This is a genomic window from Bacillus sp. FSL M8-0277, from assembly GCF_037975305.1.
GTDB classification, from domain to species: domain Bacteria; phylum Bacillota; class Bacilli; order Bacillales; family Bacillaceae; genus Bacillus; species Bacillus pumilus.
In genome coordinates this window covers 1639653-1664042 of sequence record NZ_CP150255.1, presented here as the reverse complement: position 1 = coordinate 1664042, position 24390 = coordinate 1639653, and the positions used below count along the sequence as shown (strand labels likewise).

Genomic DNA, 24390 nt, shown 5'->3' with positions numbered 1-24390 from the left:
AGTAAGTGGTTTTAAAGCTACAGGAATAATCATACTAAAAATATGCTGAATTTGCAAATGGTAGAGCAGTTTTTCTATGAATTTTTTGTTTGCTTTCGCTGATGTTGAAAAAACTGAATCGCTTCTTCTTTATCTTGACTGATTTGAGCCGTTAACTCCTGGATTCCGTTAAATTTTTGCTCACTGCGAATGCGCTTGAACCACTGTAATTTAATCGGTTCACCATATATTTCTTCGTTAAAACCAAAGAGGTTTACTTCAATGGCAGGTTGATCAGGGCGTTTTTCATAAAAGGTTGGTTTATAGCCAACATTACAAACACCGTCATACACTTTGCCTTTCACTTCTGCTTTTACTGCATAAACCCCTGTTGGCGGAATGATATACTCAGCAGATAAACCGACATTCGCAGTCGGAAAGCCGATCGTCCGTCCTCGTTTATCACCATGAATGACAATACCGCGCAGCTGATACGGTTTTCCTAAAAGCTCACTCACATATTCAACATCCCCATTTTTCAATGCAGAGCGTATGAGTGTTGAGCTGACTTTTCGGTCTTGATTGGACAACTTAGGAACGATGGTGGCCATAATACGCCCTTTTCCGTACTCATCGAAGGTTTCCATTGTACCTGCACCAAAACGGCCAAACGTAAAATCAAAACCAGCTACTGCGTGCTTCACATTCAGCTCATCTAAATATTGATCGACAAACTCTTGAGGAGATAGCGCTGCAAAGCTTTCGCTGAACTGCACAATGTATAAATAGTCAGCGCCCAGTTGTTCGATGAAATCAATTTTATCCTCAAGCGGTGTAATTAAGTCCTTGGGTTCACGTGCTTTTTGCAAAACATGTGATGGGTGCGGATGAAAGGTCATGACCGCTAAAGCCAATCCTTCTTTTCTCGCAATGCTTTTTGCTGCGTCAATCACTTTTTGATGTCCGAGGTGAACACCGTCAAAATACCCTAAAGCCATAACAGACGGGTCTTGATCCTTTTGATTCAATGTATGTGGGTGTGAAATATGTATAGTCTTCACGAGATGGTCACCTTTTCTTTAAGATTGCTTGTCCTGAGATAAGATCTTCGCCGGCTTCATCAGATTCTGTTTGGTCGGGTGCTTCATATATATCGCCATACACCGGCCTGAAGGAGCAAAGACAGCGACACGATCTTCCTCTGCGAAATGAGCGAATTCATCAGGCATGGGCAGGACTGCACCGTTTTCCACTTTACTTGCTAATGTATCATTTATCTCCCATTTCGGCAAATGATCGAGCGCGCGCTCGATCGAGACAAGGTGCTCATCTACTGTGCCTTCTTCGCTTATATCTCGCAGCTCATCAAGGGTGATGCACTCATCTAGTGTAAAATCACCTGATCCTGTGCGAATGAGATGTGACATATGAGCTGGAAATCCTAGTTTCTTTCCAATATCAACTGCTAAGGTTCTGACATACGTTCCTTTTGAACATAAAACGGTGAATCTAAATGATACTTTTCCATTTTCAAATAAAGCAGGTGTTGTCCGCTCGATACGGTGAATCGTAATCTCGCGGCTCGGCCGCTCAATTTCAATGCCTTCTCTTGCATATTCGTAGAGTTTTTTTCCGCCAATTTTCACAGCCGAAAACATAGGAGGAATTTGTTCAATGGTTCCTTGAAACTGTTTCAGCACAGCATCAATGTCTTCTTCTGAGATGGGGTTTTGTACCTTTTTTCCTTCTACGATCTCACCTGTTTGGTCTTCTGTTGTTGTAGAAAATCCAATCGTGATTTCTGCATCATACGTTTTCGATTTATCTGTTAAGTATTCGACAATCTTCGTTGCTCTTCCAATACAAATGGGCAGAACACCTGATACCTCGGGGTCGAGGGTGCCTGTATGTCCGACTTTTTTTGTATGTAAGAGCTTTCTCACTTTGAACACACAGTCGTGAGAGGTCATCCCTCTTTCTTTATGTAATAAAAGAACACCATTTACCATCTGCGCTCTCTCCTTTCGTAAACGATGAAAAAGGACAGACGATCATCGCCTATCCTTATTTCAACGTCTTATTCGTGATCTTTTGTGTTTAGTTCAGCAATTAGGCTTTCAATTCGGTTTCCGTAATCCACGGATTCATCGAATTCAAAGTGCAGTTCTGGTGTTTTGCGAAGTCTAATTCGATTGCCAATTTCAGAGCGGATATACCCTTTAGCCTTAGCAAGGCCTTTTAAGGTTTCCTCTCTTTTCTTCTCGTCACCGAGAACAGAAATGTAAACTTTCGCAATTTGCAAATCACCGGTTACTTCGACATCGGTTACAGTCAAAAAGCCGATTCTTGGATCTTTTAGCTTTCTGCCTAGGATGTCGCCTAATTCTTTTTTCATCTGCTCACCCACGCGGGTTGCTCTCATACTCATGATCATATCACCTCTAATTAAAACCACTCAGTTTTCGTGATCGTTCGTTCAATTTCAGGAAAAGAATCAATAAAGCTTAAAACACGCTGCAATTCCTTTTCCACTTGAACCCGAGATGAGGAAATCACGGCGATTCCAATTGATGTACGCTGCCATGTGTCCTGGTAATCCATTTCAGCCATGGTTACATTGAATTTATGGCGCGTTCTTGTCAATATACGCTGAAGAACCGCACGTTTTTCCTTCAGTGAGGAGGCATCATAAATGATGCACTCACATTCGGTATAACCGATCATTTTCTTTCGATTTCTTGCATAACAAATGATTCCAGAACATCGCCTTCACGGATATCATTGTATTTCTTAATGGTAATACCACATTCATAACCTTGTGAAACTTCTTTCACATCATCTTTGAATCGTTTTAATACGTCGACTTCGCCTTCAAAAATAACGACGCCGTCACGAATTAAGCGGATACCACTATCTCTTGTGATGGTTCCTTCAGTGACATAACCACCAGCAATTGTACCGATTTTAGATACTTTGAACGTTTGACGAACTTCAACTTGACCGATGACTTTTTCTTCATATTCAGGGTCAAGCATTCCTTTCATCGCCGCTTCAATTTCATCGATGACTTTATAAATAATGCGGTGTAAGCGGATATCTACGTTTTCTGTTTCAGCTGTGCTCTTCGCGTTTCCATCAGGACGTACGTTAAATCCGATCACGATCGCATTAGAAGCACTTGCTAAAATAATATCAGATTCTGTAATCGCTCCAACACCCGTATGGATGATTTTCACTTTTACGCCTTCTACTTCAATTTTTTGAAGAGCGGCCGTCAGTGCTTCAGCAGAACCTTGTACGTCTGCTTTCACGATCAAGTTGATATCTTTCACTTCACCTTGTTTGATTTGCTCAAATAGGTCATCTAGAGATAATTTCGCTTTGTCTGAACGCTGTTCATCAAGCTGTTTCGAAGCACGCGCCTCACCTACTTGACGAGCTGTTTTTTCATCTTTGAATACGAGGAACTGATCCCCTGCATTTGGTACATCGTTTAAACCAGTGATTTCAACAGGTGTAGATGGTCCTGCTGTTTTCACGCGGCGCCCGATGTCATTGACCATTGCACGAACGCGCCCAAATGTATTTCCGACAACGATTGGGTCACCTACTTGAAGCGTACCAGTTTGAACAAGAAGGGTTGCAACTGACCCTCTTCCTTTATCAAGCTCAGCCTCGATAACAGTCCCTTTTGCCGCACGATTTGGGTTGGCTTTCAGTTCTCCAACTTCGCTGACAAGAAGGATCATTTCGATCAATTCGTCAATGCCTTCACCTGTTTTTGCAGATAGAGGAACGAAGATCGTTTCGCCGCCCCAAGCTTCTGGTACTAGACCATGCTCCGTTAATTCCTGCATCACACGGTCAGGGTTCGCTGTTGGTTTGTCAATTTTGTTGACAGCAACAATGATTGGCACTTCTGCTGCTTTCGCATGGTTAATAGCTTCTACCGTTTGCGGCATCACGCCATCATCTGCTGCCACGACTAGAATGGTTGTATCCGTTACCTCGGCACCACGTGCACGCATCATTGTAAAGGCTGCGTGTCCAGGTGTATCAAGGAACGTGATTTTCTTGCCGTTTTCTTCAATTTGGTATGCACCGATATGCTGCGTGATTCCACCAGCTTCGCCTTCAACGACTTTCGTCTTACGAATGCTGTCAAGAAGCGTTGTTTTCCCGTGGTCAACGTGTCCCATGATCGTCACAACTGGAGGGCGTACTTGCATATCTTCTTCTTTATCTTCCACTTCATACTTTTCAAGTTCAGTTTCTTCTAAAATAATGACTTCCTCTACTGGAACGCCATATTCAGAAGCGATTAGTTCAACTGTATCTTTATCCAGCTCTTGGTTAATGGTTGCCATTACACCAAGCATCATCAGCTTTTTGATAATTTCAGCTGTTTCTTTTCCAAGCTCTTCAGCCAGCTGGCCGACTGTCATTGAATTTGTAAATTCAATTTTTTCAGGAAGCTCTTTCTTAGGCTTCACAGGTCTAGCTTGTTGATGCTGCGATTTGTTATTCCCACCGCGTTTATTTTTGTTTTTGTTTTGGTTGTTGTTTTTTTTGTTTTTATTAAATTGATTATTCTGCACGTCATTCTTCTTTCTATCATTGTTTTTGTTAGATGATTGTTTTTTTTGTTCTGCGGGTTTCTCGTTAGTTGTCTCTTTTGCTTTGGCTTTTTTATAGATAGCGTCTAGCTTTTTCACAGTGTCGTCTTCAAGCGTCGCCATGTGGTTGTTCACTTCCACATTCATATCCTTAAGCGCTGCTATAATATCTTTACTTGAAACATCTATGGCTTTTGCGTATTCATATACTCTCACTTTAGCCATTCGTTCACCCCCAAATAAATTAATCGAGCAAGCTTATAAGCTTCTTAGCGAAGCCTTGGTCAGTGACAGCGACAACTACGCGAGCTTCTTTCCCAATAGAACGTCCGAGAACGGAACGGTCTTCAATTTTTCTAACCGGAACATTATAAAATTTGCATTTGTCAGATACCTTTTTCTCTGTGTTCGGTGAGGCATCTGCTGCAAGAAGAACCAGCTTAGCACGCGCATGTCTAACTTCTTTGATCACAAGATCTTCTCCTGACACGACTTTACGAGCTCGATTTGCTAGACCAAGCAAAGGATACCACTTAGAATCAGTCATTTGGTTTTTTCACCTTTTCAGCTAGTTCTAGTAATTCTTCAAATATGTGTTCGTCAATCTGTGTCTGAAATTGCTGCTGTAAACTGCGTTTGTTCTTTGCCGCAAGAATGGTTTCTTTATCGAGAGAAAGGTAAGCTCCGCGTCCGTTCTTTTTTCCAGTTGCGTCAACAGACACTTCACCTTCTTTAGAACGAACAATACGGATCAGTTCTTTCTTTGGTTTCATTTCTCCCGTCACGACACATTTTCTAAGCGGGATTTTTTTTCGGCTATTCACCTTTTACATCACCTCTTATTCGTCAGATTCCTCAGCTACTGGTTCAGCCTCTAAGAAAAGAGATTCAGAGTCTTCAGTTCTTGGGAAAATACCGAGTTCCCTTGCATCTGTTTCGCTTTTAATGTCAATTTTCCAGCTAGTCAGCTTTGCTGCAAGACGAGCATTTTGACCTCTTTTACCAATGGCTAACGACAGCTGATAATCAGGGACAATGACTGTTGTCGCCTTATCTTCTTCATTCACAATAACATCAAGTACTTTTGATGGACTTAATGCATTGGCAACAAATTCAACCGGGTCATTAGACCAATGGACAATGTCAATTTTTTCGCCTTTTAGCTCGTTGACAATTGCTTGTACACGCTGGCCTTTTGGTCCAACACAAGAACCAACTGGGTCAACATCAGGATCATCCGTACGAACAGAGATTTTAGAACGGTCCCCAGCTTCTCTAGCAACCGATTTAAGCTCTACAGTACCATCATAAATTTCTGGCACTTCAATTTCAAATAAACGCTTTAAAAGACCTGGATGTGTTCTAGACACATAAATTTGTGGTCCTTTTGTTGTTTTTTCGACTTTTGTAATAAACACCTTAATACGGTCATGTGGTTTGTAGTCCTCATTTGGCATTTGTTCGTTGACCGGAAGAAGGGCTTCGATTTTGCCAAGTGACACGTAAATGAATTTACTGTCAATTCGCTGAACGATTCCTGTCATAATGTCTTCCTCGCGATCGATAAACTCAGTGTAGATCACACCTCGCTCTGCTTCTCTCACTCGCTGCGTCACCACTTGTTTCGCAGTCTGAGCTGCAATGCGTCCGAAATCTTTTGGCGTGACTTCAATTTCAACGACGTCACCTACCATGTAATTCGGGTTCATATTGGCTGCATCATCTACAGAGATTTCAAGGCGAGAATCATACACTTCATCTACAACATCTTTTCTTGCAAATACGCGAATTGTTCCCGTTTCGCGGTTTAAATCAACACGAACATTTTGCGCTTGATTAAAGTTACGCTTATATGCAGAAATGAGTGCAGCTTCTATCGCTTCAATAATAATTTCTTTACTAATACCCTTCTCTTTCTCGAGAACAGTCAGGGCATCTAACAACTCACTACTCATTTTTATGGTTCCCCCTTATATCAATGAAAAGGTTAATTGAACGAAACTGCTAATCTTGCGTTAGCTATTTTTTCGTATGGAATATTGATCTCTTTCTTTCTTGTCTTGATCTTCACTGTCACTGTTGCAATCTCACCATCAAAGCTTGTAAGCTCACCTTCAAATGCTTTTTCACCATCAATTGGTTCATATGTTTTCATGAAAACATTTTTTCCAAGTGCTTTTTCAAAATCAGCTTTTTTCTTTAATGGGCGCTCCGCTCCAGGAGAGGACACTTCAAGAAAGTAGTTTTGGCTAATCGGATCTGCCTCATCAAGCTTTTCGCTCAAGGCTTCGCTCACTTTGGCACATTCTTCGATATCGACGCCTTTATCAGAGTCAATAAACACGCGAAGGAACCAGTTTTGACCCTCTTTGACAAATTCAACATCAACGAGTTCAAGCTGTAAGCCATCTAAAATTGGCTGTACCATTTCGCTTACGACATCCACTACTTTTTTGCTCATTCTCTTCCTCCTTGTGCTTTCGATAAACGCTCTTATCAATCATTCTGCATAAAAACCCTGCTTTATGTGAGCAGGGGGAGCAGAAAACGGATGAATAATGTCGAGACAAAAATTGCCTGTTCAATACAAAAGAGCGGGTTTCCCCACTCTTGTCTCGGTAATCGTTAGCATTTCCATAAAAACTATACCATATCCAATTTTTTTATGCAAATGAAGTTCCTTATTCAGCAGGCATTCGCCATCAGTTCTTTTCGTTCATTCTTTTCGCATGTTCACTGATAAGGGCTGCCTCCCTGCTCCCTTTTATGATGCGGAAACCGTCATAATCGGGATAGAGAGAATCATCGTCTTGAATGCTTGTTAAAATCCAAAATTGACTACCAGCCCCTCCGAGCCGCTCAACCGCTGACAGCCAGCTTTGGTATACGTCAGGACGTGCTGATTGATTTTGATAGCCAAACTCTTCTAACACAACTGGTTTTCCGATTGACTTCCCGCGGATGATATGGTCTTCGATCCATTTCACTCCCCAAGCAGCAGACTTGTTCCAATGATCTGGGTACAGATGGTAGGTTCCATAATCGATATTAGAGAGAGCTGTCAAACGGTCCCAATCGACGCCTTCTCCGCCTCTGTAAAACCAATCTTCATGGCCTGGTATGCGAAAAAATCCTTCATCTCCTACTGCAACAAGATGGTGACGATCCAGCGATTTGACCCATGTACTCATTTCATCTGCCCATTTGACTAGTATATTACCCGTTGGATCTGACTGCACACGCGGCTCATTGGCTAGTTCCCAAGTCATAATAGCTGGATCGTCCTTATATTGAACACCTGTGTACGTATTCGTTCTTTCTAAAACATAACGCACATAATTTTTGTAAGCATGTTGAATACGAGGATCTGTATAAAAGGCATCATGTGATCCTGCATTGAACCACTTTACGTATTGATTCATCCCGCCAAAGTCATCCCAATTGTTCACTAGTGGGATGACAAGTTTTATTCCTTCCTGCCCCGCTTTATAAATCGCATAATCTAGTTTTTGAAAACCCGATTCTTCATAGACCCCTGGACTAGATTGTAAAACGGAGTTTTCTTGAGGGGCTCCGTCGTGAAATCCCCAAATACGTAAGACCTTTAAATTCATTGCTTTCATATCATCGAACACTGCATCTACCATCTTTTTAGATTTGTAATGGAAATAGTAATTATTTGTACCAGCAAAGTAAAATGGTTGATTGTTCAGCGTAAATTGTGTGCCAGACGTCTGTACATAAGCGGCGGCTTTAATCGTCAGTGAAAACCATCCGGCCCATATAGCGACCACAAGTATGAAGAAGGACACTCTTTGAGTCCACTTTTTCATTTACATTCTCCTCACAATCTATCCTTCTTCAGGTATGATCACATCTAGCCGAAGTGGTGTTTGTTCATTTGAATCAAGTTCAATTGTCTGCTGTTTCAACAGTTTACTTTCTTTACCGATTCGAATCTCATATGTCCCGTGAAATGCTCGACATGTCACATTGCCATTAGCATCTGTTTTTTCAACTCTTTGTGTCGTCCACTCATTTAGAAGCTTTTCGTAACGTCTACCTGCTTCATTTAAAGACCAATCGTAATTCACGATGGCCGCATGCTCACCTCTCCAATGGGCACCTGCCCAAAATCCCCACATTAGCACTCCTTTTACGGCTGGATGACTAAATGCGACGCGATATAAAGCCTCTAGGTTATCCGCTCTTCTATTAGCGTCAGGGTGAACAGAGTCGTACTCTGTAACCCATATAGGAAGTCCAAGCTCAGCAAGCACATCGAGCCTCTCTTTTACAACGGCTGGATCGACCCGTTCTTCAAAATGCCCTTGTACACCAATCGCCTCAATAGGTGCGCCTAACTGACGAAGTTCATTGATATGTGCTTTATAAGCATGGTGCTCACCATATGAGATCACATTATAATCATTCACAAACAATCGTGCTTGAGGGTCAATTTTTTTCGTTTCTTCATACATCCATTTCCAAATATTTTTCCCGAAGCGGTCTTTAAAAAATGAACCATGCATCATTTCATTGTTTACATCCCAGTGACGGAATCTTCCTTTAAAGTGATTGCCCGCATGCTCAAGCCGGTTTTTCATGGCTTCATACACTTCGTGATTCGGTAGTGACCTCAGCCAGCTTGGATTGGCGTCCTCTACCTCCCAAAATAAAGCGTGCCCCCTTACTGGAAGTTGATGTTTATCTGCAAAATTCAGCATCGCATCTGCTTTTTCGTAGGTGATTCTCCCTCTTTCCGGCTCATTTGCATACCATTTTGCCTCATTTTCAAAAACAGCCCAATTAAAATGCTTCACAAAAAAATCGGCATATTGTTGATTAAATAACACTTGGTCATTCATCGCTGAACCAAATGCAAATTCATGCCTAATTTGCTTCAACTCAACCTCTATTCCTGCTATTGGCTTTTTATCGTGATTTGTGACGTTTATTTCAAGATCTCTTTGTCTATGCTCTGAGATTCGATCATTCGCCTCTTTTTTCCACATCAGATTGATCTGCTCATTTTCGCCCTTGTTTATTGATTGATGAAGAAAACTTCTTTCTTTGACCATGTAAAAACACCCTTATCTTCACTGTATTTATATTTCTTAAACAAACTGCCGGCTCAAAGAAACCGGCAGCTTAAATTTCACCTGCTAGTTGATTAGACGATGATATTCTGCGTAGGCAGTGGCCATATCCACTTGTGACCAAAAACGGTGATAGGTGAAAACCGGTGCCCCATTCTCCCATTTGCCTGTTGCTTCATTATATGAAGACTGATATTTACTCTCGAGTGAAGACCATGCTGGATCTTGTTTAATGTTTGGACGAAGATCAGCAAAACTCGTATAGACCCCATTACCTCCTCGCTGTGGATCAGAAGGAATAGTGCTTGATCCAGGAATCTGATTCCCTTGACCAAATGTCCCGCTCCAACCATTTGGGAAATACACTTCTTTTTTAAAGAAGCGGTCATAGTCCTCTCTGTCTTCCTCTGTCACAATGCCCACGCCATCATTGTAATTCCACGCAACCTCAAGGAGCTGAGCGGCTGCATCTTTCGCTCTTACGCCAAGCGCTGTATAATCCCCTGTTTCTAGCTTAGTAGCAGCAGCAAAGAAAGTTAAAGCCTTGACGAGACTCCCTAGTACGCCCGTATCCTGAGTTGGATCTTTTGTGACAGCTATTAGGTTTGGATTTCCTGTTGCAGACTGGAATCCATTCCACGTGTCAGGCTGTCCGCTCCAAGCAATATTTCCAGGAAGCCAAAACTCGCCAGGTGCACTCGTTGTAGCAACAGCAGCATTTGTTCCTCCTAGAATTCTTTGTCCTTGGTCATCTAAGAAATACCCCTCTTCATCCGACACAGGACGGCTGCCGATAAAAATGTAATCTAATGCATAGTCGACCCATTTTGTGATACAAGATTTCGCCATTTGGACATTTTCAGAAGTTTTGTCTCCATCTTTCACAAAAATATAATAAAGCTCTGCTACGCGCTCCATCGGCCATGCCTGCATCCCAAACCAGTTATTAGAAGGTGGATCATGGTAAACAGGTGCATCCTCGTATGCCATATCGTAAAAAGTACTTCTTCCCGCCGGATATGCACTATAGTCTCCATTCCAGCTATTGGTTGCGCCTCCTGCTATCGCTCCCTCTTTTGATTGAAGCCATACATAAAATTCAAGCTGCCTTTTTAATGTTTTTTCCCAATCGCTTGCACCGGTAGCGGAAGATGGCTTTAAACCACCTTTGTCTGAGGACAAAGCATAAGCGGCGACAGGGTTTTGATACCCTTGGTGGCAGTGGCTCGCTCCGATACGCCATGACCAGTTTGCATAGTCGCCAAGTCCTCCGCCCCAAGAGGTATACCACGCCATTAAGTAATGACAGGCACCCTTTCCGTTTCCAGGGTACGGATTCCCTTGCTTGCCGCTTCCAATCGTTTGAAAATACTTATCGTACATACCGTAACGGAGAAAATCACCCATTTTTTTCGCTTTATCAAGATAGGTTGAATTATTGTAGCCGAGTTCCTTTGCCCAATACATCGCTTGTATTGCACGCGCATCAGCATCCGTCGCATTGGTATAGCGCCACTGAGCAGCTGGTGCTTGGTTTTCTTTTGTGAACAAGCTCATAAAGCCTTCATTTGGCTTCCCAAAAGATTGATCATCTTGTGATGGATGTGGGATCGCCTCCCATACAGATTCCTGCGGCCCACGTTGGAACGTGTTCACATATGCGGCTGTATGTGATGGATTGAGTAAGTTCCCATATTTATACCAGTTATCGACATCAAGCAGCCAGTGCATTAAATACGTTTCATTCGTTCCATAGGTTGATTTCAATTCACCATCAATCGGATCTTGACCAGCAGGACGAGCTCCGCTCAGCTGACTAGGATATTGATCTGGATATGGTTTTTCCGCTGCGTATGTGGCTGGGCTAGAAGGATTGTAGGCGCTCATATGCGGCTGCTCATCATTTCCATCTTCATTTACTGGGATGATGTACTTCTCCATATTGTCCCAGGCTGCCTCTAATTTGCTCCAATCCCCTGTGTAATGTCCGTACAACACCTCTAGCCACAGCCAATAGCTATACGCTTCTGACGTTGTCATATGCCCATAATCAGGCGCTTCGCAAATAAGCGTCTCAATTGAATGATACGGAATTCCTTCTGATGAAAAATATCCATTCCCATCACTTTTAATTTGATGATAAAGCGTTAAAAACCGTTCTTTGTTTGACAAATCCTTCACCCTTTCAAAAAATCTTGATTTTTATTTGTCTGGAAGTGTACCAAATACTAAAGCACCATCATCAAAAACAGGAATTCTCGGTGTTTTTTGCATATTGGATGTTAAGCCTTGAAAGGAATAATCATTTGAGGCATCCCATATATTCGACCCATTTGGTGCAGATAATCGAAATTGTATTTCCTTCTTATGCTCTGATTCTCCTCCAGGAAAAATCGCTACGCCCGTAAAATCAATTTCTGCATAATACACGTGAGCTGATGCGTCATATACCTTGAGCGGAGATAAGGAAGCGCCTTCATTGTAGGCGGTTGTCACTTGAATATCTTTTTCAGTGAATCCCTTTGAAAAGACCTCACTCAGATTGACATAATATCTAAAGGAGAGCGTTTGACTACGTCTAGCCGGCCATCCGGACCGGTTGTATAGAACCGCCTTTACTTGAGTAGATGTTGCATCGTTATTCATCAATGCTGCCTCTACAAAAAACTCATCCTCTGGTTGTTCTTGAGGCGGGAAATTGGGCAGCTTTGATTGCCCTTTTCCAAACAGCTGTACCATTTTGGCTAGATTTCCTGTAAAAGCGGCATTATAGTCCGTCGCCACCTCGTTTGATACATAATCAGAGATGTCATCGTCATATTGATCCTGTGCATTAGGTCCGCCAACGAGCGCCCCATAAAGAGTGTGACGATGATTCGAAGGATTTGTCAGTTGATTAGACCATGAACCGTGTGCAGTTCGGTGGTGTGGATGCTTCGGCGGGTTCTGGCCAAACCCAACGACATAGCTTCTATTAAGCGGATTATCACCAAGCATATAGTGAGTTTGGTTGATCGCAAACGTTTGGTATCGATTCTTTTTTTCTTCATCTGACACCCAATCAGCGTAAACAAAGGCTAAAAATGCTGCATTTGCTGTATAACGAAGCGAGCCCCATTGATCAAGCCATGCCAAACCGCCAGGCGTATAAGTGATTCTTTCGACTTTTCCATTTTGAACAAAACCTGTGGTCCAGTAATCAAGATTACGCTCTGTCGATTCTATAAATCGATTCTCTTTCGTGATTCTGGCGAGTAAGATTTGCGAAGCAAAAAAAGTATTGTCCCAGGACATGGTAAACGTATAATCCCAATCCTTCGGCCATTCCTCTACTGCTTTTAATGCTTGATTTAAATAGGTTTCTTCATTTGTTGCCAAGTACAGCCAGATTCCGCCCCAAATGAGTTCATCAATATAGCCGCTCCATGAGTTGTAAAACGGCTGAGCGTTTGTGACACAATCTGTATACTCGCCGCGATACCTGTCCGCAAATGCATACAGCTGTTTCGCGTGCGTCAGAAGCTTTGCTGCATAAGGGGCATCTGTCTCTTTAAAAATGATAGAGCCCGCTGCTAAAGCTGCCGCAGTTTGTGCGGCCACTTCTGTTCCTGGACAATTTTCATCAATTTTAAAAGCTGGCCGGCTCATCGGCATCACTTCTGCCGGTCCCCACCAAGCATGATCAGCGTTCCCATCACCTACCTGCGCCCAAAACTCGTTCGGACCTGTATGAGCTTTCAAAAAATAATCTGTTGCCCACCTGATTTGATCGAGGATGTCATCAAGCAGTTCTGCCTCTTCATAGGCTTCTCGGTATTCATATACTGTCCATGCAAGCACAGCTGCTGAGTACGCCATTGGAAGTCCAAATTTCACATGATCACCTGCGTCATACCAGCCGCCAGTTAAGTCATGCCCTACATCCTTCCCGTCCTCTAGTCCAGAATCTCCCCGCCAGTTGAGACGGCTGCTTTTAGGCAGTTTTCCAGACCGCTGCGCTTCATAAAACAACAAGGATTTTTGAAGAACCTCTACATAGTTATACGATGCCATTTCTGTATGACTCACCCCTTCTATTTAGTCAAACATGAATAGACAAGCCACCTCCTTTGATTCAGAACGTGATTTGAACAGCTTTGAAAAGAATCAAATATGTTTCAAAAATAAGCATAGTAAACAGCAATCAGCTTTGCGCTCATCGAAGTTTTTTTCTCTTGATTCTTTCTGTGACTGTACCCAGAATGATCATATGTCGATTGAGAACATTTCAGACGGCGAAATTCTCTTTTTTGCTCTATTTGGGTAGAAAGAATGACATACAATCTCTTCTTTTAAAACATCACGCTAAATCAAGGTATATGAATGAATTAGAAAATGATTCCATTTGGTGGAAATTCTTTATTAGTTAACATAATAATATTATTGTATATATAAAAAAGAAACGCCCCTTTAAGGGCGCTCTTCATTGATCGCATTAAAACAAAGAAAGCTGGTTTTGATCAGGAAGTGCTTCTAAGCAGCCTTGACGATCTAAATATTCTAGAATCGTTTTCGACACTTTTCCGCGTTTTTGTAAATCCTCTTTTGAAAGGAATTCCCCATCTTGACGTGCGCGAACAATATTTAACGCAACGTTCGTTCCGAGTCCAGGGATTGAGTTGAATGGCGGAATTAATCCATCTCCATCAATGATAAACTCTGTTGCACTTGATCGATAGAGATCCACTTTTTTGAAATGGTAGCCTCTTTCACACATTTCAAGGGCAAGCTCTAGTACAGTTAATAGGTTCTTTTCTTTCGGTGAAGCATCTAAACCTTTTGAGTTAATATCGTCCATGACCGCTCGAATCGCATTCGATCCTTTTGTCATTGTTTCAATATCAAAGTCATCTGCACGAACGGTAAAATAAGCCGCATAGTATAAAAGTGCATGATGCACCTTAAAGTAGGCAATCCGTACAGCCATTAATACGTAAGCAGCTGCGTGGGCCTTAGGGAACATGTATTTGATCTTTTTACAAGAATCAATATACCAGTTCGGTACATTATTATTCTTCATTTCTTCTTCCCATTCAGGGGGAAGTCCTTTTCCTTTACGAACAGACTCCATGATTTTAAAGGCAAGTGACGGCTCTAAGCCCTGATAGATGAGATAGACCATAATATCGTCACGGCACCCAATCACTTCACTTAGTTCACACGTTTTATTGTGAATGAGCTCTTGCGCGTTCCCGAGCCATACATCCGTCCCGTGTGATAATCCAGAGATCTGAACAAGCTCTGAGAAGGTTGTTGGTTTTGTATCCTCAAGCATTTGCCGAACAAACCTTGTCCCAAACTCTGGAATACCGAGTGTACCTGTTTTACAGCCAATTTGCTCCTCTGTTACACCAAGAGGCTCTGTTCCTTGGAAAATTTTCATCACTTCTGGATCATCTGTTGGAATCGTCTTTGGATCAATTCCGCTTAAATCTTGAAGCATACGAATAACCGTAGGATCATCGTGCCCTAATATATCAAGTTTGAGCAAGTTGTCATGGATTGAGTGGAAATCAAAATGCGTCGTTTTCCAATCAGAACCTGTCGCATCTGCTGGAAATTGAATAGGTGAGAAATCGTAAATGTCCATATAATCCGGCACTACAATAATACCGCCTGGATGCTGGCCCGTTGTCCGTTTTACCCCTGTACAGCCTTGTACAAGCCGGTCGATTTCTGCGCCCCTCATATGAAGATTATGATCTCCAGCGTAGCCTTTCACGTAACCATATGCTGTTTTTTCTGCAACAGTACCAATCGTACCTGCTCGGTATACATACTCTTCACCGAACAGCTCTTTCGTATAGTTATGGGCAATCGGCTGATATTCACCTGAGAAGTTCAAGTCGATATCAGGGACTTTGTCTCCTTTAAAACCTAAGAACGTTTCAAACGGAATATCATGTCCGTCTTTTTTGTACGGCGTGCCACATTCCGGGCAGTCCTTGTCAGGAAGGTCAAAGCCTGAACCAACAGATCCGTCGTTAAAGAACTCGGAATGCTTACAGCTTGGACATACATAATGCGGCGCAAGCGGGTTCACTTCGGTAATCTCTGTTAAAGTTGCAACAAGAGATGAGCCGACAGATCCCCTTGAACCAACAAGATAACCGTCATCAAGTGATTTCTTTACAAGCTTATGAGAGATTAAGTAAATAACGGCGAATCCATGGCCGATAATACTTTTTAATTCTTTCTCAATACGGTCTTCTACGATTTTCGGCAAATCATCTCCGTAGATGCTGCGCGCCATTTGATAGCTCATTTCCCGTACTTCTTCATCTGCACCTTCAATTTTTGGTGTGTATAGGTCATCTTTGATTGGTTTAATGCTTTCGACCATCTCAGAGACTTTTTTCGTATTCGTCACGACGATCTCTTTCGCTTTTTCCTCTCCTAGAAAGGAGAATGCTTCAAGCATTTCATCTGTCGTTCTAAAATGAACTTTTGGCAGTTCATGACGATTCAGCGGATTTGCTCCACCTTGTGATGAAATTAAGATTTTACGATAAATTTTGTCTTCTGGATGCAGATAATGCACATTTCCGGTTGCTACGACTGGTTTATTCAGCTTTTCGCCAAGCTTCACAATGTTTGTGATGATTTCTTTTAACGCACGTTCATCTCGAACAAGCTCCAGCTGTAGCAGATGCTGATACACTTCTGGCGGATGAACTTCTAAATAGTCATAAAATGCTGCAATGTCTTCCACCTCATCAGGTGATTTTTGCATCATCCCTTCAAACACTTCACCCTTATCACAGGCAGACCCAATAATTAAACCTTCTCGATATTTCTCAAGCTGTGAGCGCGGAATGCGCGGCACTCGGTAGAAATAATGAATATGAGAAAGAGAAACAAGCTTGAATAAATTTTTCAGCCCTGTCTCATTTTGTGCGATCAGAATGGCATGGTAAGGACGTGAGCGCTGGTAAGCATTAGACTGACCCATGTTTTCATTCAATTGATCGTGATAGGCAATATCCTTTTCAGCCGCATCTTTTAGCATTTTCAGCATGAGGTAGCCTGTCGCCTCTGCATCGTAAATGGCCCGGTGATGCTGCGTCAGTTCTATATCGAACTTTTTACAAAGTGTGTTCAGCCGGTGATTCTTAAATTCAGGGTAAAGGAATCGGCCAAGTTCCAGTGTATCAATCACAGGGTTTGACGCTTTATCTGTTTTTAACAGGCGTTTGTACGCTGTATTTAAAAAGCCCATATCAAAGCTTGCATTGTGCGCAACAAGTATATCTTGTCCAATCCATTCTTTGAAATCCCGTACGACATCGACGACATCTGGAGCATCTCTGACCATATCATCCGTGATACCTGTTAATTCGATCGTTGTCGCTGATAGTGGGTGATGAGGATTTGCAAATGCCTCAAAACGGTCAATGATTTCTCCGCCCTTTATTTTCACTGCTGCCAGCTCAATAATCGTGTCATACACAGCTGAAAGTCCAGTTGTCTCTACGTCAAATACAACATATGTTGCATCCTCTAACAAACGGTGCTCTGGATTATAGGCAATAGGTACTCCGTCGTCAACCAAGTTGATTTCCACACCATACATCATTTTGATGTCATGCTTTTTACTTGCTGCATACGCATCTGGGAAGGATTGTACAACCGCATGATCCGTCAGAGCAATCGCTTCATGTCCCCATTTTTTTGCTTGTTCCACCAACTTGCCAATGCCAGTAACAGCATCCATTTGACTCATTGGGGAATGCAAATGAAGCTCGACACGCTTTTCACCCTCAGGTGCCGTATCCTCTTTCAGCTGAGGTTTCATTTCATTGACGTCATTGGCAATCATGACAAGGTCTCTGACAAACGTATCGTTTTGAATGCTTCCTCTTGCTTTGACCCACATGCCTTTTTTCAATGATTTCATCAGTTGGGCATCTTCTTTTTCTCTTGCAAACATTTTAATTAAAATACTGTTTGTATAATCTGTAATTTTAAAGATACAAAGCGTTCTGCCGCTTTTCAGCTCACGCGTTTCTGCATCGAATACGTAGCCCTGGACGGTGATTCTTCTTTCCTCATCCATAATACTATCAAGCGTACGAATTTCTTCATTGTCTTTAATTTGATAGCCAATCATGAGAGGGCCAGACGGACCTTCCTCCTGCTCCTCACTTTCCTTCTTCTCCATCTCAGTGAGGGCTTGCATCGCTCTTTCTTGATCTTCAGCAAGCTTTTGTTCTCTGAACTTCTGAATCTCTTGATCTGATACAAAAATTTCTGTATCAAATTGCAATTCTGGAAAGCCTACTTGTTTAAAAGCAGCCTGGAGCATTGGACTGTACTTCTTCTTGATGGCCAAAGCCTCTGTTTCGCTTTTCGTTTTGATGATGATTTTATGTCCAGACAGCGATGGTTTTTGCTGCTGAAGCAAGCTGATAATTGGAGGAGAAATTCCTTGAAGCTCTTCCACACAATGTGACCAATACGATTGAACGAGCTCTTCAGAGATGCTCGAATCATTGACTTCAATCGTGCAAGTGACTTGTGCAATATGAGAAAATGCATTTGTCAGCCTGCTGAGAAACATTGCATATACCTTGTAAGGCAAAAGCGCCTTAAATTTAAAAAGGAAATGCCACATTTTCGCCGCCTTATGCACCGTCAATTTGACGATTTCTCCTTCTTCAAAGTAACGACTGAGGTCATCATCTGTCATTTGAATCTGATTGAGTAATATATGAAATTGCCGCCGTGTGATCGGTAATTGTTCATCCAAGACAGGACCCTCCTTTTGTCAATCAGAAAGGTACCTCTTTTCTACAGGAGGTACCTTCATTTTTTTGTTCGTTTTTTATGCTTGGCGTATAAAAGAAATCAGCTCATCAACAGATACTTCGTGTGATTCCCCTGATTTTCTAAACTTCACTTCAACAATGCCTTCTTCTGAACGTTTTCCGCAGCTAATGCGAATTGGCAGCCCAATTAAATCACTGTCTGCAAATTTCACGCCTGCTCGCTCCTGACGGTCATCGAAAAGTACGTCAAAGCCCTCATCTTCTAAGCGCTCGTATAACGTTTCAGCTAGCTCTTTTTGAGCATCGTTTTTCATATTTAATGCAAGGAGATGAAGGTCATATGGCGCAACAGCTTCCGGCCAAATGATTCCTTTCTCATCGTGATGCTGTTCAACAATCGCTGAAAGCGTTCTAGAGATACCGATACCATAGCAGCCCATAATCATTGGCCGCGCTCGACCATTCTCATCAAGGTACGTCGCATCCATTGACTCAGAATAACGAGTGCCTAGTTTAAAGACTTGTCCTACTTCAATCCCTTTAGCAAACTGGATTGTGCCTTCTCCATCTGGAGAAACGTCGCCTTCTTGGATCAAACGGAGATCTGTGAATTCTTTCACTGACACATCACGCGCAGGATTGACATTGATATAGTGATAATCCGCTTCGTTTGCACCTGCAACAGCATTTGTCATGCCTTTAACCGCAAGGTCTGCATAAATATCGACTTCTGCTTCCAGCTTCACTGGACCAACAAATCCAGGCTCTGTTCCAATGACTTCTAGTACTTCTTCGCGAGTAGCAAGCTCTACAAGCTGTGCTCCTACCAAGTTTTTCACTTTCACATCATTTACTTCATGGTCGCCTCTCGTCAGGATGAGAACATACGCATCATCTGCTTTAAACAAAACAGACTTGATACAAAGAGAAGGGTCAACTTCTAAAAATCCAGCGATGTCTTGAATCGTTTTTGCTTGCGGTGTATGGACTTTTTCAAGTTCTTTGAAGTCCGCAGGATTTGCTTCTTCTCCTTGATATAAAGCTTCAGCCATTTCAATGTTCGCAGCATAGGAAGATGTATCAGAGTATGCGATTGTATCTTCTCCTACTTCTGACAGTGCCATAAACTCATGTGTATCTTTTCCTCCCATTGCACCAGAATCTGCAATAACTGGTCTAAAATTAAGACCTACTTTTGAGAATACATTGGAGTAAGCTGTAAACATCTTGTTGTAAGTGTCATCAAGGCTTTCTGGTGAAGAATGGAATGAGTACGCATCCTTCATAATAAATTCACGTCCCCGCAGTAGCCCAAAACGCGGTCTCTGTTCGTCGCGGAATTTTGATTGAATTTGATAAAGAGTTAAAGGAAGCTTCTTATACGATTTCACTTCGCTGCGTACAAGTGATGTAATCACTTCTTCGTGCGTTGGGCCAAGTGCAAACTCACGGCCATGACGATCTTTCATACGCATCAATTCTGGACCGTATGTATACCATCTTCCTGACTCTTGCCACATTTCTGCCTGCTGCAGCACTGGCATTAACAGCTCAGCTGCTCCCGCCTTTTCCATCTCCTTGCGAACGATGGATTGAATATGCTGGATGACTTTATGAGCAAGCGGCAGATAATGATAGATTCCGCTTGTGTTTTGTCTAATGAACCCAGCTCTTACTAAGAGCTGGTGACTTTTTGCCTCAGCATCTGCTGGCACCTCTCGAAGAGTTGGTATGAAAGTCAGGGATTGTCTCATGTCGTTACACCTCATTTATGAAATAGGACTTCTCACAAAAACTCTTGTTTCCCGTAATGAGAAACAAGAGACATTGGTTTTATAAAAATAATCGCTGGATGTCATTCCACGTAACCACTAGCATTAACAGCATGAGGAATGCAACACCGATAAAGACAACAAGTGCTTCTTTCTCACGATTAATTGGTTTACCGCGAATGGCTTCAACAAACAAGAATAGTAAACGTCCTCCGTCTAGTGCAGGAATCGGCAATAAATTCACGATACCTAAGTTAATACTAAGGAACGCCGCAAACTGCATTAATGTTAACACACCTTGCTTAGCTACTTCTCCTGTCATGTCATAGATCCCAACAGGACCTGCTAACATATCTAGTGAAAATTGCCCTGTGACAATCTTTTGTAAGTTCGTTAAAATCAGACCTGCTGTTGAAATCACAGTCGTTCCTGAGGATGAAATAACCTTCAGAAATCCATTTTCCGTTGGCGGATAAGATCCGAAACGGCCAATGTTTTTTCCGTCTGCTTTCACAGCTTCTGGTACAACCTGCACAGTGCTTTCTTTGCCGTCTCGGTCAATGACGACATTCATTTTTTTCTCAGGGTTCTTTTGAACAGTTTGAACGACGTCTGTCCAAGAATTCATTTTATCCCCGTTAATGGACACGATGTGGTCCCCCTGCATGAGTCCAGCTTCTGCCGCTCGGCCGTCTTTCGTCAGCTTGCCGAGTACAGGATCATCAACGGTGACCCCTTGAATAAACCCTAAAGCAACTAAAATCACATACGCCAAGATAAAGTTCATAATCGGTCCAGCTGCGATCGCTTTAATACGCTGCCATACCGTTTTTGATCCAAATTGACGATTGTACGGTGCGATTTGAATTTCTTCACCATCTGCAATATAAAAGCTTGTTTGACTTACATTGTAGCCAGTCAAAATATCTTCATTTCCAGCTTCATATCCTGAGATTCTCATCGCATGATCTAAATCAATCTGCTCAACTTCGATGACAAGTGCATCAGGATATTTTTCTTTATCATTTAAAATGATTTTTTCTACTTCATTTTGCTCATTGAATAAGAGCCCCACTGTATGACCTGGTTTAATTTCAATGACTTCAGGGTCCTCTCCTGCCATTTTAACAAATCCGCCAATAGGGAGAAGTCTAATGGTATAAACGGTTTCTTTTCGTTTAAAGGAGAAAATCTTCGGCCCAAAACCAATTGCGAACTCACGGCATAAAATCCCCGCTCGCTGCGCCATAATTAAATGGCCAAGCTCGTGGAAAAAAACGAGCGTTCCAAAAATAATAATAAACGCAATCACTGTATTCACGAACATACCACCTTATGTGAGGATTGATTGAACAAAGTCTCGTGTATCTTTGTCCACTTCATGGATATCTTGCAAACTAGGCGTTGAAATCACATGATGTCTGTTTAGTGCCTTTTCAATCAATTCTTCAATTTGCAGGAATGTTACTTTGCCTTTCAGAAATGCATCGACTGCCATTTCATTTGCTGCATTGAGCACAGCAGGCATTGTCCCTCCTATTTTACCTGATTCATAAGCAAAATGTAAGCAGCGATACCTGTCAAAATCCGCTTTTTGGAAATTCAATTGTCCAATCTCCCAAAGGTTCAATGATTTTGCTTCTGGTAATGGCGCCCTGTCAGGGTATGTGAGTGCATATTGAATGGGCACTCTCATGTCAGGTGTCCCTAACTGAGCCATGACGCTTTTGTCGTGAAATTCCACCATCGAATGGATAATGCTCTCTTTATGTAACAGCACATCAATTTGTTCATACGGTATATCAAACAACCAATGTGCCTCAATCACCTCGAGCCCTTTATTCATCATCGTCGCTGAATCAATGGTAATTTTCGCTCCCATCGACCAGTTTGGGTGGTTCAGCGCTTCTTCAACCGTAACACCTTCAAGTTCAGTTCGTTTTTTATCTCGGAAACTACCACCTGAGGCTGTCACGATTAAGCGTTCAATGTTTTTAGCTTGTTCACCTTGCAGGCATTGAAAAATAGCGGAATGCTCACTATCGACAGGAAGTAAAGGTACATCATATCTTTTCGCGTACTCTTTTACTATATGACCAGCTGTCACAAGTGTTTCCTTATTTGCGAGTGCAATCGTCTTTTTTTGTTCAATGGCCTTTAATGTTGGAACAAGCCCGACACTTCCGACAAGGGCATTGACCACAACGTCCACTGCATCATAAGTCGCTGCTTCGATGTTGGCTTCATCACCAGCAGCCATTTTGACATCGTATTCAAATGAATGACCTTTTAGCGTGTGATAGGCCTCTTCACTTAAGCATCCGACAAATTCAGGCTGAAACTGTTCAATGATTGGTATGGCCTTGTCTACATTTCGGCCAAACGTCATGGCTTTTAGCTTAAATTTGTCTGGGTGCTGCCTCATCACATCTAATGTTTGTTCTCCAATTGATCCTGTTGCGCCTAATAGCGAAATATATCTCAAATTGCCACTCCTTCTCTCGTTCAATAAGTTTCTATGAGGTTAGCTGGCAAACGTTGCAAGCAATAAATATAAAAACGGCAGAACGAATAAAAAGCTGTCAAACCTGTCCAAAATCCCGCCATGTCCAGGGAGAATTGTCCCTGAATCCTTCACGTGATAATGACGCTTTAAAGCAGATTCCACAAGGTCGCCAAGCTGTCCAAAGATACTGAGCAAAAGCGTAATAAACATAACGAGCAGATATGATGGCAAAAATTCTGTAACCGCCTGAAACACAAATGACAACACGACCGCTGTGACGATTCCGCCGATAAATCCTTCTACTGTTTTGTTTGGGCTGATCTCTGGCCAGAGCTTTCGTTTTCCCATCGATTTCCCAATAAAATAGGCACCTGAGTCAGTGGACCAAATAATCACTGCTGCGAAGAAGATCGCACTCATGCCATATAAGCCTCTAATTTGAATAAAATAATAGAAACTGACACCAATATATAATGTCGCTAATATTACAAAAGCAACCTCATCGAATGTGAAAGAGTTTTTGCTCAACACTGTATAAGTTAAAAGAATTAAGACTGCAAATAAAGCAATCTGCATTTTTGATGCGTCTACGTTCGGGAAGAAGCTATTCTCTCCGCCCATTAAAAGCCAAAGCAATATTAAGCTGACAATACCAGGAAAGCTAAAAATCGATATCTTTTTCATTCTTAGAAGCTCAAAGAGAGCGACACTTCCCATTAAGTAAATCAGCAGGGTAAATGGCATCTGTCCATATATAACTGCAAGTAAAAAGACTGCAGCTGCCAAAACACCCGTCAAAATTCTTTGTTTCATCTGCACCACCCTCTAAATTCCACCGAACCTCCGGCCGCGGCGCTGGTATTCTCCGATAGCGCCTATAAGATGCTCATCAGAAAAGTCAGGCCAAAGCACATCCGTAAAGACAAATTCGCTGTACGCAATTTGCCAAAGCATGAAGTTGCTTAATCTAATTTCTCCACTTGTGCGAATAAGCAAATCCGGATCTTGAAGAGATTCTGTCATTAAATAAGCTGAAAACATCTCTTCTGTGATGTCTTCTGCTTGAAGCTTACCTTCTTTGACTTTTTCAGAAATTTGTCTGCATGCGGAGACGATTTCTGTGCGCCCTCCATAGTTGAGCGCAAAATTCAAAATGAGCCCGTCGTTATTCGTCGTACTCTTTACTGCATTCTCCACCGCTCTTTTCGTATGCTGCGGGAGGCCGTCTGGATCACCTGTTAAGCGAACACGGACATTTTCCTCGATGAGCTCGGGCAGGTAGATGTTTAAAAATTCTTCAGGAAGTTTCATTAAAAAGTCTACTTCTAGTTTTGGACGCTTCCAATTTTCTGTAGAGAAAGCATACAAAGTCAGCACTTTGACATTCAGCTCATTTGCAAGCTTTGTCATGCGCTTGACGACTTTCATTCCTTCATGATGTCCTGCTACCCGCGGAAGAGCACGTTTTTTTGCCCATCTTCCGTTCCCATCCATGATAATGGCGATATGTTCAGGAATTTCTCCATTTAATATGTCTTCTTTTGTCAGACTTTCTAAGTTGGAAGCTGCAGTTTGCTGATTCTTCCAATTTTTGAGTATATTGAGCATGAG

Annotated in this window: 19 protein-coding genes; all 19 read right to left on the bottom strand. The window is 42.2% G+C overall.

Annotation, left to right across the window (positions count from 1 at the left end; genetic code table 11):
• Positions 1 to 74 precede the first annotated feature (74 nt).
• The 19 genes from ribF to MKZ05_RS08150 all read right to left on the bottom strand — a co-directional run bounded on the left by ribF (position 75) and on the right by MKZ05_RS08150 (position 24387).
• Positions 75 to 1040: a bifunctional riboflavin kinase/FAD synthetase gene (gene ribF, locus MKZ05_RS08240; protein WP_310023755.1), complete on the bottom strand. Its 966-nt coding sequence runs from the start codon at positions 1038 to 1040 to the stop codon at positions 75 to 77.
• 18 nt (positions 1041 to 1058) lie between these two features.
• Positions 1059 to 1988 carry a tRNA pseudouridine(55) synthase TruB gene (gene truB / locus MKZ05_RS08235; RefSeq protein ID WP_339162134.1) on the bottom strand — a complete coding sequence of 310 codons (930 nt, stop codon included), beginning with the start codon at positions 1986 to 1988 and terminating at the stop codon, positions 1059 to 1061.
• Positions 1989 to 2056: 68 nt separating this feature from the next.
• Positions 2057 to 2407, bottom strand: coding sequence for a 30S ribosome-binding factor RbfA (gene rbfA, locus MKZ05_RS08230; RefSeq protein WP_003210803.1), 351 nt, complete (start codon positions 2405 to 2407; stop codon positions 2057 to 2059).
• A gap of 17 nt (positions 2408 to 2424) precedes the next feature.
• A complete protein-coding gene (locus MKZ05_RS08225) occupies positions 2425 to 2703 on the bottom strand; it encodes a DUF503 domain-containing protein (protein ID WP_012009994.1) in 279 nt (92 codons plus the stop codon).
• Positions 2700 to 4820 carry a translation initiation factor IF-2 gene (gene infB, locus MKZ05_RS08220; protein ID WP_003212253.1) on the bottom strand — a complete coding sequence of 707 codons (2121 nt, stop codon included), beginning with the start codon at positions 4818 to 4820 and terminating at the stop codon, positions 2700 to 2702. Before infB ends, MKZ05_RS08225 begins: the two co-directional genes overlap by 4 nt.
• A 19-nt stretch (positions 4821 to 4839) precedes the next feature.
• Positions 4840 to 5142 (bottom strand): YlxQ family RNA-binding protein, encoded by a 303-nt coding sequence (locus MKZ05_RS08215; RefSeq protein ID WP_034619894.1) that lies wholly within the window; start codon positions 5140 to 5142, stop codon positions 4840 to 4842.
• Positions 5135 to 5419: a YlxR family protein gene (locus MKZ05_RS08210; RefSeq protein ID WP_339162132.1), complete on the bottom strand. Its 285-nt coding sequence runs from the start codon at positions 5417 to 5419 to the stop codon at positions 5135 to 5137. Before MKZ05_RS08210 ends, MKZ05_RS08215 begins: the two co-directional genes overlap by 8 nt.
• 15 nt (positions 5420 to 5434) lie before the next feature.
• Positions 5435 to 6550, bottom strand: coding sequence for a transcription termination factor NusA (gene nusA / locus MKZ05_RS08205; protein ID WP_003211013.1), 1116 nt, complete (start codon positions 6548 to 6550; stop codon positions 5435 to 5437).
• A 32-nt stretch (positions 6551 to 6582) separates the two neighbouring features.
• Positions 6583 to 7056, bottom strand: coding sequence for a ribosome maturation factor RimP (gene rimP, locus MKZ05_RS08200; protein ID WP_003211398.1), 474 nt, complete (start codon positions 7054 to 7056; stop codon positions 6583 to 6585).
• 241 nt (positions 7057 to 7297) lie between these two features.
• On the bottom strand, positions 7298 to 8428 hold the full coding sequence (locus MKZ05_RS08195; protein ID WP_339162131.1) for a glycoside hydrolase: 1131 nt from the start codon (positions 8426 to 8428) through the stop codon (positions 7298 to 7300).
• A gap of 18 nt (positions 8429 to 8446) precedes the next feature.
• Complete coding sequence (locus MKZ05_RS08190; RefSeq protein ID WP_003211457.1) at positions 8447 to 9676, bottom strand: endo-1,4-beta-xylanase; 1230 nt, start codon at positions 9674 to 9676, stop codon at positions 8447 to 8449.
• Positions 9677 to 9760: 84 nt separating this feature from the next.
• A complete protein-coding gene (locus tag MKZ05_RS08185; RefSeq protein ID WP_310426782.1) occupies positions 9761 to 11866 on the bottom strand; it encodes a glycoside hydrolase family 48 protein in 2106 nt (701 codons plus the stop codon).
• Positions 11867 to 11896: 30 nt separating this feature from the next.
• Positions 11897 to 13747 (bottom strand): glycoside hydrolase family 9 protein, encoded by a 1851-nt coding sequence (locus MKZ05_RS08180; RefSeq protein ID WP_339162384.1) that lies wholly within the window; start codon positions 13745 to 13747, stop codon positions 11897 to 11899.
• Between the two features lie 421 nt (positions 13748 to 14168).
• Entirely contained in the window at positions 14169 to 18422 is a 4254-nt protein-coding gene (locus tag MKZ05_RS08175) for a PolC-type DNA polymerase III (protein WP_339162381.1), read from the bottom strand.
• A 135-nt stretch (positions 18423 to 18557) separates the two neighbouring features.
• Complete coding sequence (locus MKZ05_RS08170) at positions 18558 to 20255, bottom strand: proline--tRNA ligase (RefSeq protein ID WP_339162128.1); 1698 nt, start codon at positions 20253 to 20255, stop codon at positions 18558 to 18560.
• A gap of 79 nt (positions 20256 to 20334) precedes the next feature.
• Positions 20335 to 21600, bottom strand: a complete 1266-nt coding sequence (gene rseP / locus MKZ05_RS08165; RefSeq protein WP_106055909.1) for an RIP metalloprotease RseP — start codon at positions 21598 to 21600, stop codon at positions 20335 to 20337.
• 6 nt (positions 21601 to 21606) lie between these two features.
• Positions 21607 to 22758, bottom strand: a complete 1152-nt coding sequence (gene dxr / locus MKZ05_RS08160) for a 1-deoxy-D-xylulose-5-phosphate reductoisomerase (protein ID WP_003211521.1) — start codon at positions 22756 to 22758, stop codon at positions 21607 to 21609.
• Between the two features lie 39 nt (positions 22759 to 22797).
• Positions 22798 to 23592, bottom strand: coding sequence for a phosphatidate cytidylyltransferase (locus MKZ05_RS08155; RefSeq protein ID WP_268485851.1), 795 nt, complete (start codon positions 23590 to 23592; stop codon positions 22798 to 22800).
• A gap of 12 nt (positions 23593 to 23604) precedes the next feature.
• Positions 23605 to 24387: an isoprenyl transferase gene (locus MKZ05_RS08150; protein WP_003212321.1), complete on the bottom strand. Its 783-nt coding sequence runs from the start codon at positions 24385 to 24387 to the stop codon at positions 23605 to 23607.
• Between the last annotated feature and the right edge of the window lie 3 nt (positions 24388 to 24390).